The organism is Pectobacterium sp. S5, from assembly GCF_051707265.1.
GTDB lineage: Bacteria > Pseudomonadota > Gammaproteobacteria > Enterobacterales > Enterobacteriaceae > Pectobacterium > Pectobacterium polare.
The window spans coordinates 207,294-225,746 of record NZ_JAULSZ010000002.1 but is presented as its reverse complement, the minus strand read 5'-3'; the positions used below and the strand labels follow the sequence as shown (position 1 = coordinate 225,746).

Here is an 18,453-nt window from a genome sequence, read left to right as displayed (position 1 = left end):
TGGCTATTGATGATTAACAGCTATAACGCGATATCTGTCACATTTTTGGCTGGCGGAAAGGCGATGGGGCGTGCGGGGATGATGCTCTCTGGCCCAGCCTGTTTCAGGCCAGAGAGCGTGTGCGATAGATGACGCTATGCGGTGCGCTGCGTGCGGGATGCGCTGTTGTTGCTCAGGAAACGTGAGGTCAGGAACGTCCTTACGCGGAACACGATCCGTTCTTGGAATAGAACACAGAGCGTCACGGTGCTGAGCAGGAAAATGATATAGCCCGTCATGGACAGCTGCACCTGACCTGCCGCGGTAATGCATTGATCCCAATCGCTGAAGCAGGCCATCGGATTACCGCGCACCAGCTGTTCCAGCGTACGGAACAGATTAAAGAGCGGAACGTGTAACGCAAAGATAGACAGCGAGGCTGCTCCCAAACGGGGAGACCAATGCCGCAGCCATTCACTGTTAGGCTCACGCGCCAGTGCACTGAGACAAACCAGACCGACCTGAGCCGGCAGGAGCAAGCCGTTGTGCAGCAAGAAGTACCAATAGGCTTCGCCTTTTGTGAACAGCCAGGTAGCGACAAGGAAATTCACACTGATGAAGAGGGCGAGTGCGTAGCGCTGGCCTTTGGTCAACGGTAAACGATCTTTCTGACGATAATGGCGGAACAGCGCATAGCCCAATATCCCGGCCAGGAATTCCGGCAGACGGAAGATCGGCCCACGCTGCAACAGCCCGGTGTACGGCATACCGAACTGCTGTTGCCAAATTACCCAAATCGGCGGCAGCAGATACAGCAGGCAGACGATCCCCATCCACAGCCACGGATGGCGACTGTTCAACAGACGCGGTGCCAGCAGCGGGAACGCCAGATAGAAAAAGAACAGCGTGGAAAGCGACCATAACGGGGCATTGAAGGTCAGGAAGTAAGGATTCCATGCCTGCAACATCAGTACCTGCAATAACCCGTTGAACGCCAACTGTGCATTCGTCATGTAATGGCGCAGCGTTTCGGGGTCAGCTGCGGGATCGTTGGTGTCATAAATAACGAAACGCGCGCTGGCGACTTGTCCTTCCGGCGGAACAGCCAGCCACTGCATCAGCGTGACAACGGCAATCGAAGACAGCAGGGCAATGATATGGATGGGATAAAGATTAAAGAAGCGTTTGGCCCAGAACTGGCGAACCGGTTCACGCAGACGTCCGTCCTTAATGTAGACATGGGCTAGCAAGAAGCCAGACAGGACAAAGAACGTGCTGGTCGCGAAGAATCCCATGCTGGTGAGCTCGCTCAGGAAGGGAATGCGCTCACGCTGGGGATAAACGTGTACCGTGTGATAAATCATCACATAGCAGCCGAGCAGAAATCGTAACCATTCCAGGCCGATAAACCGCTCCTTACTAACCTTTTTCATGTTGTTCCTCAACGTTAAACTCGGTGTAAAAGCCGAAAAATGCGATTACTAACTAGTTTAGACGAGAGCAACGTCACATTAATTAGGATAATGGCTATAAATGCCGGTGTCGTTTAGCAACCGTTTAGATTGGGCGGGACGTTGGTGGTATTTCCAACAATTATTTTCATCAACTCTGTTTTCATCAACTACAGCGTTTTCATGAACTACGACGTTTGAATCAGTACGGCGGCATCCTCGCTCACGCGAGGATAATCTCGGACGGAAGGGCGCCAGAGCGCCTTATCCGTACCGCTGACAATCGCGGTATCTTGTGACGATGTGATTAAATCACTTTTTCTTGTAATACCCAGACAGCCGCTTCAACCCGTGATTTTAGCTTCATTTTTTTCAACAGGTGTTTGACGTGAACCTTAACGGTACTTTCAGTAATCGTGAGCTTGCGGGCGATCACTTTATTGGACAATCCCTGAGCTAGCAGCTTCAGAATATCGCGTTCGCGCGGCGTGAGCAGTTGAATGTCTCGGTCGCTGCTATGACGGCTTTCGCGCAGGCTGGCGGCCAGAATCGGCGTCAACGTTTCACTTAGCACCATTTTCCCTGACGCCGCCTGGTGCAGCGCAGCCAGTAAATCTTCCGGCTCCATATCTTTCAGCAGGTAACCATCGGCACCATTTTTCAGGGCATTGACAACATCGTCTTCATGGTTGGATACGCTAAAGACGACAATGCGGCCAGACAGCGATTTTTCCCGCAGACGATTCAACGTTTCCAGGCCATTCATGCCGGGCATGTTCAAATCGAGCAGAATCAAATCTGGGTCCAGCTGTTCCGCTAGCTCGACACCCTGTTCGCCGTGACTGGCTTCACCTGCCACCTGTAATTCTGGATCCATGCTGATGAGTTGCTTAACACCATTCCGCAACATGGGATGGTCGTCAATCAGCAGTAGGGTGGCAGCATCTTCGTTAATCATGAGTTTCTCCTGTTAATGGCAGCCGGTGACGGTATTCGGAGAGGAAGTTGACATTGACTTCAGTGCCCCCCGACGGCCGGCGTCGAACAATGCATTCGCCGTGCAAACCCCGTGCACGGTCGCGCATGATAATAAGTCCATAGTGGTTGGCGCGGCTGGCATCATCAGGAATACCGATGCCGTTGTCGGCTACGCTGAGTTCGATGTAACCCTGACGTAGTTGCAGCGTAATATCGACCTGTGTGGCCTGCGCGTGTTTATAAATATTGCTCAGCGCTTCACGCACAATTTGCAGGACGTGAATACCTTGATGCGCGGAGACCGACTGCGGCGGCAGGCGGTAATGTAATTCGATAGGATAGCCCAGTCGCTTACTGAATTCATCGACCGACGCCCTCAGCGCGGCAAGTAAGCCGGATTCCGACAGCTTCAACCGGAACGTCGTCAGCAGCTCACGCAGTTGGCGATAGGCGGTGTTCAACTCTTCCCGCATTTCCGTCAGCAACTGCTGTGAAGCAGGGGGTAAATCGCCGCCCTGCATTTGCAGACAGCTCACCTGAATTTTCAGGCAGGAGAGGGACTGCGCAATAGAGTCGTGCAGTTCGCGGGCAATGGTGGCGCGCTCTTCCATCAGCATCAACTGCTGTTGATGGTTGGATTGACGCTCCAGCGCCAGCGTGCTGGTCAACTGTTCCAATAAGGTATTCAGTAACTGATTTTGATCGCGGCTTAGTACGGTATTTCCCGGCAGCGTGGCTAACACAACGCCATATTGTCCGTGTTTATCATGCAGATCCCAGCAGTGAGGCTCACCCGGCAGTTCTTCTCGCTTTACCTGCATACCGCAACTCTGACAGCTGTTATCCGGGCAGTGATCCGGCTGTGACTGGCTGCAATCGCTAAACTGGTGAAACTGTTCCTGATTATTATCTTCATACAGCCGCAGTTGAACATTGCGCAGCGGGGTCAAAGATGGCAGTTCGTTCAGGATCGGCATCAGTCGACTGCACAGCGGTGCCCCGGTATGTAGGCGTCGACTGGCGCGATAGAGGAAAGAAAGCAGATCGTTTTTCTGTTGCAGGTCGGCCGTTTTCTCGGCGACGCGCAGTTCCAGACTTTGGTACATGGCGGAAAGTTCATCCGACATGCTGTTCAACACCTGTCCCAGCGTGCTCATTTCATCATGACCGTTGATGGCAACGCGCTGTGTGAAATCACCTTGCCCGATAGCTTGTCCCATCGAGACCAGACGTCGCCACGGTCTCAACAGGCGGCGACGCAGGTAAAAGAACGTGGTAACCAGCAGAATAAACATAATGCCGATGAAGATGCGCTGTACCAGCGTGACCATCCTCAACCGCTGTTCGGTTTTATGATCGATGGCGGAAACCAGATCGTCCAGCTGTTTCACGAAGCGGGCGACATCCGCCGAGGCATCAGCAGAATTCGTTGCCTGCCGCAGATGCGGTTGCAGGTTCTCCAACCAGAAAACGCGTAGGGCAGTGAATTGCTCACTAAGCCCTTCCCGACGTACTGCCTGCTGTAGGTCACTGCTGATTTCGTCTTCTTCGAGTTCTCGCAGATAAATTTCATTCTCGGCAGAGAGCGGCACCATCGAGAGCAGGCGATAACTCTGCATGCGCAACGAGCCCGCTTTATTAATGGCGTGCGCGTTCCCTTGGATGCTTTGAGACATCCAACTGGAAACCGACATACCTGCAATACCCAGCAAACCGAGTAGCAGCATCAATAAGGCAACCTGATTGACGAGCGACAGCGGCAGCAGGAAACGTTTCAACATAATAAAGCGACCTCTGCTGGAGGAGTAGAAAACCAGTACCGAGAAGGATAACCCTTTTGGCATTTTTCCCGATCCTACATGATAACCCTATACCCACTAGTGAGTACCACCGAATATCCATGCCTTGAAAGGGGATATGACAGTAAGAAAAAATAGAGATATAACAGCTTGAATTATCGTTGCTTATTTTTCTATTTTTATTACTCATTAAGGAGTGTGGTTATTTTTACACGATTTTTTTACCTGACAGCGCGTTGATTTGCATCAATTTTACCTGCGGTGTAATCCCTAATGTTGCGCCTTAATTCTACCGCGTTTTTATTTATCGAGGTTTTTTATGACGCAGCCTTCATCACCCGAAAAAGTATCGCAAAGCACGCTGATAAGGGAATGGAATCCTGAAGATACAAAATTCTGGCAATCTGGCGGACAACGGATAGCACAGCGTAATCTTTGGATCTCTGTACCGTGCCTGCTGTTGTCGTTTTGTGTCTGGATGATTTTCAGCACCGTGGCCGTTAACCTAAACAAGGTTGGATTTAGTTTTAGCACAGACCAGTTATTTCTACTTGCCGCTCTGCCTTCCGTCTCCGGCGCGCTGTTGCGCGTTCCTTACTCCTTCGTCATCCCGCTGGTTGGCGGTCGCCGCTGGACGACGCTGAGTACCATTATTTTGGTTATCCCATGCATCTGGCTTGGGTTTGTCGTACAGAATCCGCAAACGCCTTACAGCGTCTTCGTTACGATTTCTCTGCTGTGCGGCTTCGCCGGTGCTAACTTTGCGTCCAGCATGGCGAACATCAGTTTCTTCTTCCCCAAATCACGTCAGGGTAGTGCGCTCGGCATTAACGGTGGATTGGGCAACCTCGGCGTGAGTGTAATGCAACTGCTGGTGCCGGTGGTGATTTTCCTGCCGATGCTGGGATTTTCTGACAACGGCGTGGTGCAACCTGACGGCACACAGATCTGGCTGCACCATGCTGCCTGGATGTGGGTGCCGTTGCTGGTGATTGCCGCAACGGCCGCCTGGTTTGGCATGAACGATCTGCCTATGGCTAATGCGTCGATACGTAAGCAACTGCCCGTTTTGAAGCAAATGCACCTGTGGATACTCAGCTTCCTGTATCTGTCCACGTTTGGCTCATTTATCGGTTTCTCGGCAGGCTTCGGCATGTTGTCCAGAACGCAGTTCCCGGACATCGTGATTCTGTACTACGCGTTCTTCGGGCCGCTGCTGGGGGCGTTGGCACGTCCGGTTGGCGGAATGCTGTCTGACCGCTTTGGCGGTGTAAAAGTGACGCTGATTAACTTCATCCTGATGACGATTTTCTCAGTGCTGTTGTTCCTGTCTCTGCCGAGTGCGAACTCTGCGGGTTCATTCGGGATGTTCTTTGGCATCTTCATGATGTTGTTCCTGACTGCCGGTCTGGGTAGTGGATCCACGTTCCAGATGATCGCCGTGATTTTCCGTAAATTAACGGCAGATCGCGTGAAAACACAAGGTGGAAGCGATGCGGATGCGCAGCGTGCGGCAGCCACGGACACCGCAGCGGCGCTGGGCTTTATTTCGGCCATTGGCGCTATCGGCGGCTTCTTCATTCCTCAAGCCTTTGGGATGTCGCTCGAGTTAACCGGTTCACCCACCGGAGCGATGAAGGTGTTTGTGGTGTGCTACGTCGTCTGTGTATTGGTGACCTGGCTGTTCTATGCCAGAAAGAAAAACTGATTCGCCAGAAAGAAAAACTGATTCCTCTCGATAACGATCGGGGACTCACGGTCAGAAAGATCGGTGCCCCTTTCTCAGCGCCTCCTCTTTTTCGGGGAGGCGTTTTTTTTGCACGGCATCCAGCTACCCCCTTTACTGAATCTGTACGATTTTTCGTCGCCTTCCGACTACTACCTCTAAATAGTCGTGTGTATGAATTCAGTATAAGTACAAAACGAATGGTTTTATTTTTATCTTTTAAAATCAATTAATTATGTGTTTTTCCTGTAATAATTCTTTGGTGGTAGTTGGCGATATACTCCGTTTTTCACAGGGTGACACTCTTGATCGTTATCAAGTTTGACAACGCGGTTGCTGGATACCCTAGCGCCAACTTGAGCGATGTGTCGTAAGCAAAAACAGATGTCTGCTACGAGCATTTCATAACGACAGGGGCCAGCAGGCTTCGCAGCAGGAGAGTCCGGATGAGCAAATTCCTTGACCGGTTACGTTACTTCAAACAACTGGCCGAACCGTTTTCTGATGGTCATGGCCAGACCCTCAATACCAATCGTGACTGGGAAGACGGCTATCGCAGTCGCTGGCAGCATGACAAAATCGTACGTTCTACCCACGGGGTAAACTGTACCGGTTCATGTAGCTGGAAGATTTATGTGAAAAACGGTCTGGTGACGTGGGAAACGCAGCAGACTGACTATCCGCGTACCCGCCCGGACCTGCCTAACCATGAACCTCGCGGCTGCCCGCGCGGCGCCAGCTACTCCTGGTATCTTTACAGCGCTAACCGCCTGAAATACCCGATGATGCGTAAGCGCCTGCTGAAACTGTGGCGTGAAGCGAAACTGACGCACAGCGATCCGGTTGATGCCTGGGCATCCATCGTCAACGACCCCGAGAAGACCAAATACTACAAGCAAATTCGTGGCCGTGGCGGTTTCGTTCGTTCTGACTGGAATGAAGTCAACGAACTGATCGCTGCTTCTAACGTTTACACCACCAAGACCTTCGGTCCAGACCGCGTGATCGGTTTCTCACCGATTCCTGCGATGTCGATGGTGTCCTACGCGGCCGGTGCACGTTACCTTTCTCTGCTCGGCGGCGTGTGCCTGAGCTTCTATGACTGGTACTGTGACTTGCCACCGGCGTCACCGATGACCTGGGGTGAGCAGACTGACGTACCGGAGTCTGCCGACTGGTACAACTCCTCTTACATCATTGCCTGGGGCTCTAACGTTCCGCAAACCCGTACGCCGGATGCCCACTTCTTTACGGAAGTTCGCTACAAAGGCACTAAAACCGTCGCGGTTACGCCGGACTACGCTGAAATCGCCAAACTGTGTGACCACTGGCTGAACCCAAAACAAGGCACCGACAGCGCAATGGCGCTGGCAATGGGCCACGTTATTCTGAAAGAGTTCCACCTCGACAAACCGAGCCAGTATTTCAGCGAGTACGTTCGTCAATACACGGACTTACCGATGCTGGTGCTGCTGGAGCCACGTGAAGACGGTTACTACGCGGCGGGTCGTATGCTGCGTGCCTCCGATCTGGTGGACAACCTCGGCCAGGACAACAACCCGCAGTGGAAAACCATCGCAATTGACGATGAAAGTGGCAATCTGACGGCTCCGCAAGGGTCGATCGGCTACCGTTGGGGCGATCAGGGCAAATGGAACCTGGAACAGCGCGACGGCGTGAGCGGCGAAGAAGTGAAGCTGCGCTTGAGCCTGCTGGGGTCGCACGACGATGTAGTTGATGTCGGCTTCCCGTATTTTGGCGGCGCGGTCAGCGAGCATTTCAACAACGTTGCGCTAGAAGAAATCTTGCTGCACAAACTGCCGGTTAAGCGTTTGACGCTGGCTGACGGTAGCGAAGCGCTGGTTGCCTGCGTGTATGACCTGACAATGGCGAACTACGGCTTGGATCGCGGTCTGGGCGACGACAACTGTGCGCGTGATTACGACGATGTGAAAGCGTACAGCCCAGCCTGGGCCGAAGAGATTACTGGCGTTTCTCGTCAGAACATCATCCGCATTGCGCGTGAATTCGCGGATAACGCTGATAAAACGCACGGTCGTTCCATGATCATCGTTGGTGCCGGTATCAACCACTGGTATCACATGGACATGAACTACCGCGGCATCATCAACATGCTGATTTTCTGCGGCTGTGTCGGTCAGAGCGGTGGCGGTTGGGCGCACTACGTCGGACAAGAAAAACTGCGTCCGCAAACCGGTTGGACGCCACTGGCGTTTGGTCTGGACTGGCAGCGTCCGCCTCGTCACATGAACAGTACGTCGTTCTTCTATAACCACTCTAGCCAGTGGCGTTATGAAACCGTCGCGCCGCAGGAACTGCTGTCACCACTGGCAGATAAATCCCGCTTTACCGGCAGCATGATTGACTTCAACGTGCGCGCCGAGCGTATGGGCTGGCTGCCGTCTGCACCGCAGTTGAACGTTAACCCGCTGGATATCGCAGAAAAAGCGCGTGCCGCTGGTATCACGCCGCAGGAATATACCGTTGCTGCGTTGAAATCAGGCGACATCAAATTTGCAGCTGAACAGCCGGATAGTCCGCAAAACTACCCGCGCAACCTGTTCATCTGGCGTTCTAACCTGCTGGGTTCTTCCGGTAAAGGCCACGAATACATGCTGAAGTACCTGCTGGGTACGGAGCACGGTATTCAAGGGCAAGATCTGGGTACCGCGGGCAGCGTGAAACCAGAAGAAGTGGAATGGCGCGACCAAGGCGTTGAAGGGAAACTGGATCTGGTGGTGACGCTTGATTTCCGTATGTCCAGCACCTGCCTGTACTCCGATATCGTCCTGCCAACGGCAACCTGGTACGAAAAAGACGACATGAATACCTCGGATATGCATCCGTTTATTCACCCGCTGTCTGCGGCTGTCGATCCGGCATGGGATTCCAAAAGCGACTGGGAAATCTACAAAGGCATCGCGAAAGCCTTCTCCCGCGTCTGTCAGGGACATCTGGGTCAGGAAACCGATCTGGTTACTCTGCCTATTCAACACGATTCCCCGGCAGAAATGGCGCAGCCGTTCGGTGTGGATGACTGGAAAAAAGGCGAATGCGATCTGATTCCGGGCAAAACTGCACCGCACCTTATGATGGTGGAGCGCGACTACCCGAACCTGTACGAACGTTTCACCTCGCTCGGTCCGTTGATGGACAAGCTAGGCAACGGCGGTAAAGGCATCGGCTGGAACACGCAAACCGAAGTCGATTTCCTGAAAAAACTGAACTACACCAAGACTGAAGGTGCGGCGGCGGGTCGTCCGAAGATTGAAACGGCGATCGATGCGGCAGAAGTGATTCTGTCTCTGGCCCCGGAAACCAATGGTCAGGTAGCCGTGAAAGCGTGGGAAGCACTGAGCAAATTCACCGGTCGTGACCACGCGCATCTGGCACTGAATAAAGAAGACGAGAAAATTCGCTTCCGCGATATTCAGGCGCAGCCGCGCAAGATTATCTCCAGCCCGACCTGGTCTGGTTTGGAAGATGAACACGTTTCCTATAACGCCTGTTATACCAACGTTCACGAGCTGATTCCGTGGCGTACGCTGTCCGGTCGCCAACAGCTGTATCAAGACCATGAGTGGATGCGCGCCTTCGGTGAAAGCCTGCTGGTCTACCGTCCGCCAGTCGATACCCGTGCTGCTGCACCGGTGATGAATCAGAAACCTAACGGCAACCCGGAAAAGGCGTTGAACTTCCTGACGCCGCACCAGAAATGGGGCATTCACTCCACGTACAGCGACAACCTGTTGATGCTGACGCTGGGTCGCGGTGGCCCGATTATCTGGCTGAGCGAAGACGATGCACGCGATTTGGGTATTGAGGATAACGACTGGATAGAAGCGTTCAACGCCAACGGTGCGCTGACGGCGCGTGCGGTTGTCAGCCAGCGTGTGCCAGCGGGAATGACCATGATGTACCACGCGCAGGAACGCATTATTAACCTGCCGGGATCGGAAATTACTCAGCAGCGCGGCGGTATTCACAACTCGGTCACCCGTATCACGCCGAAACCGACCCATATGATCGGCGGCTATGCCCAACTGGCTTATGGCTTTAACTACTACGGCACCGTTGGGTCAAACCGCGATGAGTTCGTCGTAGTTCGTAAAATGAAACGCATCGACTGGCTGGATGATGAAGGTCAGGACTATGTACAAAAAGCGGTACAGCAGGAGAAAGCCTGATGAAAATTCGTTCACAAGTGGGCATGGTGCTGAATCTGGACAAATGCATCGGCTGTCACACCTGCTCCGTCAGCTGTAAAAACGTCTGGACCAGCCGTGAAGGGATGGAATACGCCTGGTTCAACAACGTCGAAACCAAACCGGGCGTGGGCTATCCCCATGCCTGGGAAGATCAGGAAAAATGGAAGGGCGGCTGGATCCGTAAAATCAGCGGCAAGCTCGAACCGCGTATGGGTAACCGCATCAGCGTGTTGTCCAAAATCTTCGCTAACCCGGATGTGCCGGAAATCGACGACTACTATGAGCCGTTCGACTACGACTACCAGAACCTGCGTAAAGCGCCGGAAGGCAAGCATCAGCCTGTCGCCCGTCCACGCTCGCTGATTACCGGTCAGCGAATGAAGAAAATCGAGAACGGCCCGAACTGGGAAGACGATCTGGGCGGCGAATTCAGCAAACGCTCCAAGGATAAGAACTTCGATCCTGTCCATTTCAACGAAATGCAGAAAGAGATGTACGGCCAGTTCGAAAACACGTTCATGATGTATCTGCCGCGTCTGTGCGAACACTGCCTGAACCCGGCGTGTGTGGCGACCTGTCCAAGCGGCGCGATCTACAAACGTGGCGAAGACGGTATCGTCCTGATCGATCAGGATAAATGCCGCGGCTGGCGTATGTGTTTGACCGGTTGCCCGTACAAGAAAATCTACTTCAACTGGAAGAGCGGAAAATCAGAAAAATGTATTTTCTGCTACCCGCGTATCGAAAGTGGTCAACCGACGCTCTGCTCAGAAACCTGCGTCGGACGTATCCGCTATCTGGGCGTGCTGCTCTATGATGCCGACCGCATCGAGCAAGCGGCCTCTGTGGAAAACGAGAAAGATCTGTACCAGAGCCAACTGGATGTGTTCCTTGACCCGCACGACCCAAAAGTCATCGAGCAAGCGCTGAAAGATGGCATTCCAAACAGCGTCATTGAAGCGGCACAGCAGTCGCCGGTATACAAAATGGCGATGGATTGGAAGCTGGCGCTGCCGTTGCACCCAGAATACCGCACGCTGCCGATGGTGTGGTACGTGCCGCCGTTGTCACCGATTCAGTCTGCCGCGGATGCAGGTCAATTGGCGCACACCGGCGTATTGCCGGACGTCGAAAGCCTGCGTATTCCAGTGCAATATCTGGCGAACCTGCTGACCGCAGGCGATACCGAGCCCGTATTGCTGGCGCTGAAACGTATGTTGGCGATGCGTCACTACAAACGTGCAGAAACCGTAGAAGGCAAAATCGATACCAGCGCGCTGGAGCAGGTTGGGCTGACGGAAGCGCAGGCGCAGGAAATGTACCGCTATCTGGCGATTGCGAACTACGAAGACCGTTTCGTGATTCCATCAAGCCATCGTGAGCTGGCGCGTGAAGCCTTCCCAGAAAGCAAAGGCTGTGGTTTCAGCTTTGGCGATGGTTGCCACGGTAGCGATACCAAATTCAACCTGTTCAACAGCAAGCGTATTGATGCCATTGATGTCAGCAACAAAACGCGCGACATGAACAGCAAAATCATGCGGGAGACGAATCATGATTAGCCTGCGGATTATTGCCCGCCTGCTGGACTATCCCGATAGCGAGCTGTGGGAAAACCGAGCTGAGTTGATCGAAGCGGTCGAGCAAACTGATGCTTTACCGCTGCGTGAGAGCAATCAGCTCATGCAGTTCATCAACACGTTGTGCGCGCAGGATCTGTTGGACAAACAGGCGGAGTATAGCGGCCTGTTTGACCGCGGTCGGGCAACCTCGCTGCTGCTGTTCGAACACGTTCACGGTGAGTCTCGTGACCGTGGTCAGGCGATGGTCGATCTCATGCAGCAATATCAGGATGCCGGTCTGGCACTGGATTGCCGTGAGTTGCCGGACTACCTGCCGCTGTATCTTGAGTACCTTTCTCGTCTGGAGCCCGCGCAGAGTCGCGCGGGTTTGCTCGACATCGCGCCGATTCTGGCGTTGATTGGCGCGCGTTTGCAGCAGCGAGACAGCAGCTATGCCGCGCTGTTTGATCTGCTGTTGGCGTTGTCCGGCAGTGACCTGAAAAGTGACGATGTCACACATCAGGTCGCTGACGAAGCGCGTGACGACACGCCGCAGGCGCTGGATGCCGTATGGGAAGAGGAACAGGTTAAGTTCCTCGGCGAAGAAGGCTGCGCATCGGCCCAACAAACGCAACACCAACGCCGCTTCGCTGGCGCGGTGGTGCCGCAATATCTGAATCTTGACGCGACATCGGCGGGAGGGCAACGCTAATGAGTGCAATCACGAACTATTTTAATGTGTTCTTTTTTGACATCTATCCCTATCTGGCGATGGCTATTTTCCTGATTGGCAGCTGGTTGCGCTATGACTACGGCCAGTACAGCTGGCGTGCCGGTTCGAGCCAAATGCTGGATAAGAAAGGGATGCGTCTGGCGTCTAACCTGTTCCATCTTGGGATTCTGGGCGTCTTTGCCGGGCACTTCCTCGGTATGCTGACGCCGCACTGGATGTACGAAGCCTTCCTGCCAATGGATGTAAAACAGAAAATGGCGATGTTCGGCGGTGGTGCGGCAGGTCTGCTGACGTTTGTCGGTGGCGTGCTGCTGTTAAAGCGCCGTCTGACCAACCCGCGCATTCGTGCCACCTCCAGCGTTGGCGACATTCTCATTCTGTCTTTGCTGGTGATTCAGGCTGGTTTAGGGCTGCTGACCATTCCGTTCTCTGCACAGCATATGGACGGCAGTGAAATGCAGAAGCTGGTCGGTTGGGCGCAGAGCGTGGCGTATTTCCAGGGGGGAGGATCTGCACATCTGGTGGGTGTTGCGCTGATCTTCAAACTGCACATCGTGCTGGGGCTGACGCTGTTTGTTCTGTTCCCGTTCTGCCGTCTGGTTCACATCTGGAGCGCACCGGTCGAGTACCTGACGCGTCGCTACCAGTTAGTACGTAACCGTCGCTAAGTATGATAAAAACGGCGGAGTTATCATAACGCCGCCGTTTTAATGTCTTCCCTCTCATCTTTCCCCGCCAACAACGCTCGTCATCAGCAGCTCTTCGTTGATTACTTACCTCGCGCCGTCGTCCATTGCACGGCGAAGACACTCGCCAGAACGATCGTCAAACCCAGAAACGCCGTACCGGTTATCGACTGTGAAAGCAACGCCCAGCCTAGCACCACGGCGGTCAGCGGGCTCAGCAACCCCAATGATGCAACGGCAACCGTCGGCAGGCGGGATACGCCACGAAACCAAAGCCCATAAGCGAGCACAGCACCCGCAAGACAGAGATAGGAATAGGCAGCCCACTGTGACAGGGTTAAAGCAGGCAGCGGCGCATCAGCGATCCACGCAACAGGTGCCAGCATCAATCCGCCGAGGAAGAGCTGCCAGCCAGTAAGCGGCAGCACGGGCAAATCAAGTTGCCAGCGACGTGTTAACCAGACTCCAGTAGCCATACATACCGCCCCCAGCAGCGCGGCGGCAACGCCCACGGGCTCAAATGTCGTCTGCGGCGACAGCAGCAAAATAGCCATGCCCGCCACACCGATGATCGCCGACCACAGCGTCGCCAGTCTGGGTGCTCGATGATCCACTGCCCAGACCAACACCATCACCAGCAGCGGTTGGATCGCGCCAAGGACTGCTGCGAGTCCGCCAGGCAAGCGATAAGCCGCGACGAACAGCAGCGCCTGAAAGACGCCGATATTCAGGGCGCTGAGCACGAGCACCCGCCACCAGTCTTGCCGAGCGGGGAAGCGGCGCGTGAATAAGAGCAGCAGCAGACCCGCAGGCAGCACGCGGATAAGCGCCGCCGTAAAGGGGCGATCTGGTGGCAGGATTTCTGATGTCACGATGTAGGTCGACCCCCAAATCGCGGGAGCCAGCGCCGTGAGTATGACGTCACGCCAATAGTGTGGTGAGGATGCAGTGTTCATGACTTTACCTTCAATTCAAGATATCATGATAGTGTTGATTAATTACCTTGAAGTCAAGATAAATGAAAAATCAAACCAGCGAACACGAATATGATGCGGTAGATGCCATCCTTGAACAGTGGCGGCGCGAACGGCCCGATCTAGATGCCAGCCCCATGGGGCCGATTGGACGCCTCAGACGATGTGCCGCGTTCATCGAACTGCGGCTGGAAGCCTGCTTCTCCCGATTTGAACTGAGCAGTTGGGAGTTTGACATGCTGGCTACGCTGCGACGTGCCGGTGCGCCACATTGCCTTAGCCCGACGGAACTGTTCTCCGCGCTGATGGTGACGTCAGGCACGATGACTCACCGACTTAAGCGCCTTGAAACCCGAGGATTTATCGAACGTGTGCAGAACGAACAGGATGCGCGCAGTATGCTCGTGCAACTCACCGGCACGGGGCTTGAACTGATTAACCGCGCGGTTGAGGCACACATCGAGAATGAACGTCAGGTGTTATCGGTGCTGCCTGCCGAGGTGCTGGCTTCTCTTGATGCTAACCTCGCGGCGCTACTGCGAGGGCTGGAGAGTCACGCCGGACGTGCTGCGCCTAAAGAGACGAAGTCGTTAGAGACAAAGTAATTCGCCGGACGAAACCTCAATACGTTATTACAAAAGGAACTGGGCATGTCTGAATACCGTGCGTCAATCTGCTGGCAGCGCAATGGGCAAGATTTTATTGATAACCGCTACAGTCGACTGCATCAGTGGCAGTTTGACGGTGGTATTACGCTGCGCGCTTCGTCATCACCTCATGTCGTGCCGCTGCCTTTTTCGCTGGAAGATGCGGTCGATCCTGAAGAGGCGCTGGTGGCCTCGCTGTCCAGCTGTCATATGCTGTGGTTTCTTTCCATTGCGGCCAAAAAGCGCTTCTGTGTCGATGACTATCAGGATCAGGCGGTGGGAACGATGGGTGTGAATGCAGCGGGAAAAATGGCGATGCTGGACGTCACGTTGCGCCCACAGGTGACATTCAGCGGCGAAAAGCAGCCTACTGCCGAGGAATATGCCACGTTGCACGAATTAGCGCATGATGCCTGTTATATCGCCCATTCGGTGAATTTCCCAGTGAACTGCGAGCCGACGTTGGGAACGAAAGGTTAAACTGAATAGGGTGATGACGTGCCGATATCATCGCGAGTCACGCGAAAAGTACCGCCCGACGCGTTCAGATCGGGCGGTGTGACCGATTACGGCCAGCCGAGCATCACCAGCCGGTAATGCGCTGCCAGGTTTCCTGCTCATTCCTGTGCGATTTCAAAACCTGATAGTGTTGATGCATCGCAGCTGTCGCACAGGCGTGGTTAGGCAGTATCCGCAGCCGTGTGCCGACGGGGAAATTGTCGGTTGAAAGTCCACTGTCGGCGGGTAGTGCGATAATGCCGTGTTCCTGATTGGTGATCGTCACGCAGAGGTCGTTGTAAGGGCTGCCGTAGAGATCACACACCAGTCCGTAACCGTAATCTTTTGCCTGAGATGCCGTCCCGCGATCGCGGGAGAGCGCCATCCAGCCCGCATCGATAAACACCCAGCCTTTTTCGCGATTATGCCCAATCACAGTGCTGACGACCGACATCGCGATATCATCCAGCGAACAGACCCCGACGTTTTTCATCACCAGATCGAACGTGGTGAAAACGCCCGCTCTGACTTCGGTAATCCCCGTTAAATCCTCGGCAAAGTGCGCCGTCGGCGTAGCACCGACGCTGAGCACAGGGCAGGCAATTCCCAGCGCCCGTACACGTTGTCCGGCGGTGTTGATGGCTTTGCATTCGGCGCGTGCCGCCGCCCTGATCGCTTCGTCCGTACGGCAGGCGTAGGATTCTCCCGCGTGTGCCAGCAGGCCGGTGAGCGTCGCGCCGTTGCCGTCAATCTGTTGTGCCAGCTCAAGTAGTGCGTCGCTTTCTGGCGGGATGCCGCCGCGATGACCGTCGCAGTCGATCTCAATAAAGACCGAAAACGTCACGCCATTGGCGCGTGCATAATCGGTCACCGCACGTGCCTGTTCTGGGCTATCCAGTAGGATATGAATATTCACGCCTTTACGGATTAAGTTGGTGATGCGCGGCAGCTTGTGCGGAGCGATCCCCACGGCGTAGAGCAGGTTGGTATAACCTGCGGCGGCAAAGGCTTCCGCTTCTGCCAGCGTCGAAACCGTCGCGGGTGACGCAGCGTCTTTGAGCAGATAGCGACCCGCTTCAATTGAGCGTAGCGTTTTGAGATGTGGTCGAATTTGGCTGCCTAACTTTTCCGTACGCTGATACAGCCTGTCGATATTGCGTTGAAAGCGGAACTCATCAATCAGCAAAAAGGGCGTTTCCAGCGCATTAAGCCATTCAATATTGTTCATTATGCACCTTCACTTCGTTTAGCCTGCTGCCAGGCGTCAAGAATGCGTTGGCCGATATATAAGTCCTGAATGGACAAGCCGGAGCTGTCAAACACGGTGATATCGTCCGGCGTTTGTCGTCCTGCTGCGCTTGCGCTAATCACGTCGCCAATGGCGGTCAGCGTCACATGGGCCGGCGCATGTTGGAAGTCACCAATGATTCGCGATTGGGAAGGCAGATCGCAAAACAGGCGGCCTGCGGTAAACAGCTCTGACGGCAGTTCCTGCTTGCCGACGGCATCCGATCCCATGCTGACAACGTGCGTTCCCGCTTTAACCCATTCGGCGTTAAAAAGCGGCGTGCGTGATGGCGTTGCGGTCACGATGATATCCGCCGCGCGACACGCGCTTTCGGCATCGCTGACTTGCGCATCCAGTCCGGCTGCCTTGAATTCTTGCGCCATCTCTGCGGATTTGCTGCTATCGCGCCCGACAATCAGCAGGGTACGAATTGGCCGTATTCTTGCCAGCGCGGCGCACTCATAGCGGGCCTGATGACCGGTTCCGAACACGGCGAGAACCGAGGCATCGGGTCTTGCCAGCAAATCAGCAGCAACGGCGTTGGCGGCGGCGGTACGAAAGGCGTTCACCTTTCCGCCTTCAATCGCGACCGCTATTTGCCCGATTTGCTGATCGAACAGCAGAATGAGGGAATTATGGCGGGGCAGCCCATTAGCGGGGTTTCCCGGCCAGAATGAACCGACTTTTAGTCCCGCGAGTTCATGGGTTGCTGAGGCCTTGATGCTGAATATGTTGACCGGATCGGAACCTTGCCCATGCACCACCGGAAAATTGTGTGCTTCCGGTTTGCTGGCGGCGAGCAGGGCTTCACGAACAGCGTCATAAGCCAGCTCATGGCTGATGAGTGCCGCGGATTCTGCTTCAGAAATAAAGATCATCGTTTTTTCCTTAGGTATTGCCGGTCAGAAATGCGCCGTAGCGGCTGATATCGACGTTCCCGCCGCTGATAATAATGCCGATGCGTTTGCCGCGCAGTGATTCACTGAGATTGCGTGCCGCCGCAAAGCTGAGGCACCCCGTTGGCTCCACGACAATCTTCATGCGTTCGGCGTAAAACCGCATTGCGTCAATCAGGTCGTCATCCGTCACGGTCAGAATATCGTCGACGTTCTGGCGAATCAGAGCGAAGGGGTAGTGACCCAGATGCTGGATTTGTGCGCCATCGGCGATGGTTTGCGGTGTATCGATATGCACGATATGGCCGCTGCGGAGCGATTGCTGCCCATCGTTGCCCGCGAGAGGTTCGACGCCATAAATTTTGCAGTGTGGAGACAGCTGACGAGCAGAAAGCGAAGATCCCGCCAGCAGGCCCCCACCACCTACGCAGACGAACAAGGCATCCAATTCGCCTGTCTCTTCCAACAGCTCTTTCGTTGCGGTGCCTTGTCCGGCAATAACATGCGGATGGTCGAAAGGGGGAATGAGCGTCAGACCATGCTTTTTCGCCAGATCGTTACCGATCTGCTCGCGATCTTCAGTGTAGCGATTATATTGCACCACGTTGCCACCGTAGCCCCGTGTTGCGGCGATCTTTATTGCAGGGGCATCGTGCGGCATGACAATGGTTGCCGGAATGCCGAGCAATTTGGCGGCGAGTGCAATCGCCTGCGCATGATTACCGGAAGAGAAAGTGACCACGCCAGCCGCCTTTTGCGCGTCAGTGAATTGTAATAAGGCATTCATGGCACCGCGAAACTTAAATGCACCTGTACGCTGGAAGTTTTCACACTTGAAGAAAACCTCTGCGCCGAACAGGTCATTGACCGTGCGCGATGTCATCACCGGCGTTTTATTGGCATAGCCATCAATACGTTCTGCTGCGGCTACCACATCGTCGAAAGTGGGGAGGCGTAAGTCGCTCATAGTTGGATAATCCGATGTTAGTGGTTATGAATACCGGAGGCCG

14 protein-coding genes are annotated in these 18,453 nt (G+C 54.4%); 7 read left to right on the top strand and 7 right to left on the bottom strand.

Going from position 1 to position 18,453, the window contains the following annotated elements; genetic code table 11:
• Window positions 1–134 precede the first annotated feature (134 nt).
• From QWJ20_RS10565 to narX, 3 genes are all read right to left on the bottom strand, one after another.
• On the bottom strand, window positions 135–1,412 hold the full coding sequence (locus tag QWJ20_RS10565; RefSeq protein ID WP_095699629.1) for an acyltransferase family protein: 1,278 nt from the start codon (window positions 1,410–1,412) through the stop codon (window positions 135–137).
• Between the two features lie 325 nt (window positions 1,413–1,737).
• Window positions 1,738–2,388: a two-component system response regulator NarL gene (gene narL, locus QWJ20_RS10560; RefSeq protein ID WP_011093590.1), complete on the bottom strand. Its 651-nt coding sequence runs from the start codon at window positions 2,386–2,388 to the stop codon at window positions 1,738–1,740.
• Entirely contained in the window at window positions 2,381–4,189 is a 1,809-nt protein-coding gene (gene narX, locus QWJ20_RS10555; RefSeq protein ID WP_433992661.1) for a nitrate/nitrite two-component system sensor histidine kinase NarX, read from the bottom strand. The genes narL and narX overlap by 8 nt, the downstream gene beginning before the upstream one ends.
• A gap of 337 nt (window positions 4,190–4,526) precedes the next feature.
• Between narX and QWJ20_RS10550 the strand changes: the two genes are divergently transcribed.
• The 5 genes from QWJ20_RS10550 (at window position 4,527) to narI (ending at window position 13,122) form a co-directional block, all read left to right on the top strand.
• A complete protein-coding gene (locus QWJ20_RS10550) occupies window positions 4,527–5,915 on the top strand; it encodes a NarK family nitrate/nitrite MFS transporter (RefSeq protein WP_095699628.1) in 1,389 nt (462 codons plus the stop codon).
• Between the two features lie 464 nt (window positions 5,916–6,379).
• Window positions 6,380–10,141 (top strand): nitrate reductase subunit alpha, encoded by a 3,762-nt coding sequence (locus QWJ20_RS10545; protein ID WP_433992503.1) that lies wholly within the window; start codon window positions 6,380–6,382, stop codon window positions 10,139–10,141.
• Window positions 10,141–11,721, top strand: coding sequence for a nitrate reductase subunit beta (gene narH / locus QWJ20_RS10540; protein WP_095994708.1), 1,581 nt, complete (start codon window positions 10,141–10,143; stop codon window positions 11,719–11,721). Before QWJ20_RS10545 ends, narH begins: the two co-directional genes overlap by 1 nt.
• Window positions 11,714–12,433: a nitrate reductase molybdenum cofactor assembly chaperone gene (narJ, locus tag QWJ20_RS10535; RefSeq protein ID WP_039480771.1), complete on the top strand. Its 720-nt coding sequence runs from the start codon at window positions 11,714–11,716 to the stop codon at window positions 12,431–12,433. Before narH ends, narJ begins: the two co-directional genes overlap by 8 nt.
• A complete protein-coding gene (narI, locus tag QWJ20_RS10530; protein ID WP_095699626.1) occupies window positions 12,433–13,122 on the top strand; it encodes a respiratory nitrate reductase subunit gamma in 690 nt (229 codons plus the stop codon). Before narJ ends, narI begins: the two co-directional genes overlap by 1 nt.
• Window positions 13,123–13,223: 101 nt before the next feature.
• On the opposite strand, the gene QWJ20_RS10525 is transcribed toward narI, so the two are convergent.
• A complete protein-coding gene (locus QWJ20_RS10525; protein ID WP_433992502.1) occupies window positions 13,224–14,096 on the bottom strand; it encodes an EamA family transporter in 873 nt (290 codons plus the stop codon).
• A gap of 62 nt (window positions 14,097–14,158) precedes the next feature.
• Between QWJ20_RS10525 and QWJ20_RS10520 the strand changes: the two genes are divergently transcribed.
• The gene (locus QWJ20_RS10520) at window positions 14,159–14,719 is read left to right on the top strand and encodes a MarR family winged helix-turn-helix transcriptional regulator (protein ID WP_174865465.1); all 561 of its coding nucleotides are present in this window, start codon (window positions 14,159–14,161) and stop codon (window positions 14,717–14,719) included.
• A 45-nt stretch (window positions 14,720–14,764) separates the two neighbouring features.
• The gene (locus tag QWJ20_RS10515; protein WP_095994705.1) at window positions 14,765–15,241 is read left to right on the top strand and encodes an OsmC family protein; all 477 of its coding nucleotides are present in this window, start codon (window positions 14,765–14,767) and stop codon (window positions 15,239–15,241) included.
• Between the two features lie 103 nt (window positions 15,242–15,344).
• On the opposite strand, the gene QWJ20_RS10510 is transcribed toward QWJ20_RS10515, so the two are convergent.
• Genes QWJ20_RS10510 through QWJ20_RS10500 form a run of 3 tightly spaced genes read right to left on the bottom strand, consistent with a single transcriptional unit; the run spans window position 15,345 to window position 18,410 of the window.
• Entirely contained in the window at window positions 15,345–16,487 is a 1,143-nt protein-coding gene (locus QWJ20_RS10510) for a DSD1 family PLP-dependent enzyme (protein WP_433992501.1), read from the bottom strand.
• Window positions 16,487–17,425, bottom strand: a complete 939-nt coding sequence (locus tag QWJ20_RS10505) for an ornithine cyclodeaminase family protein (protein ID WP_277517028.1) — start codon at window positions 17,423–17,425, stop codon at window positions 16,487–16,489. Before QWJ20_RS10505 ends, QWJ20_RS10510 begins: the two co-directional genes overlap by 1 nt.
• Before the next feature lie 10 nt (window positions 17,426–17,435).
• Complete coding sequence (locus QWJ20_RS10500; protein WP_349719022.1) at window positions 17,436–18,410, bottom strand: threo-3-hydroxy-L-aspartate ammonia-lyase; 975 nt, start codon at window positions 18,408–18,410, stop codon at window positions 17,436–17,438.
• Window positions 18,411–18,453 lie beyond the last annotated feature (43 nt).

Excerpts from the sequence above, each read along its gene's own strand:
- QWJ20_RS10565 (WP_095699629.1), bottom strand. The coding sequence starts at position 1,412 with ATGAAAAAGGTTAGTAAGGAGCGGTTTATCGGCCTGGAATGGTTACGA.
- narL (WP_011093590.1), bottom strand. The coding sequence starts at position 2,388 with ATGATTAACGAAGATGCTGCCACCCTACTGCTGATTGACGACCATCCC.
- narX (WP_433992661.1), bottom strand. The coding sequence starts at position 4,189 with ATGTTGAAACGTTTCCTGCTGCCGCTGTCGCTCGTCAATCAGGTTGCC.
- QWJ20_RS10550 (WP_095699628.1), top strand. The coding sequence starts at position 4,527 with ATGACGCAGCCTTCATCACCCGAAAAAGTATCGCAAAGCACGCTGATA.
- QWJ20_RS10545 (WP_433992503.1), top strand. The coding sequence starts at position 6,380 with ATGAGCAAATTCCTTGACCGGTTACGTTACTTCAAACAACTGGCCGAA.
- narH (WP_095994708.1), top strand. The coding sequence starts at position 10,141 with ATGAAAATTCGTTCACAAGTGGGCATGGTGCTGAATCTGGACAAATGC.
- narJ (WP_039480771.1), top strand. The coding sequence starts at position 11,714 with ATGATTAGCCTGCGGATTATTGCCCGCCTGCTGGACTATCCCGATAGC.
- narI (WP_095699626.1), top strand. The coding sequence starts at position 12,433 with ATGAGTGCAATCACGAACTATTTTAATGTGTTCTTTTTTGACATCTAT.
- QWJ20_RS10525 (WP_433992502.1), bottom strand. The coding sequence starts at position 14,096 with ATGAACACTGCATCCTCACCACACTATTGGCGTGACGTCATACTCACG.
- QWJ20_RS10520 (WP_174865465.1), top strand. The coding sequence starts at position 14,159 with ATGAAAAATCAAACCAGCGAACACGAATATGATGCGGTAGATGCCATC.
- QWJ20_RS10515 (WP_095994705.1), top strand. The coding sequence starts at position 14,765 with ATGTCTGAATACCGTGCGTCAATCTGCTGGCAGCGCAATGGGCAAGAT.
- QWJ20_RS10510 (WP_433992501.1), bottom strand. The coding sequence starts at position 16,487 with ATGAACAATATTGAATGGCTTAATGCGCTGGAAACGCCCTTTTTGCTG.
- QWJ20_RS10505 (WP_277517028.1), bottom strand. The coding sequence starts at position 17,425 with ATGATCTTTATTTCTGAAGCAGAATCCGCGGCACTCATCAGCCATGAG.
- QWJ20_RS10500 (WP_349719022.1), bottom strand. The coding sequence starts at position 18,410 with ATGAGCGACTTACGCCTCCCCACTTTCGACGATGTGGTAGCCGCAGCA.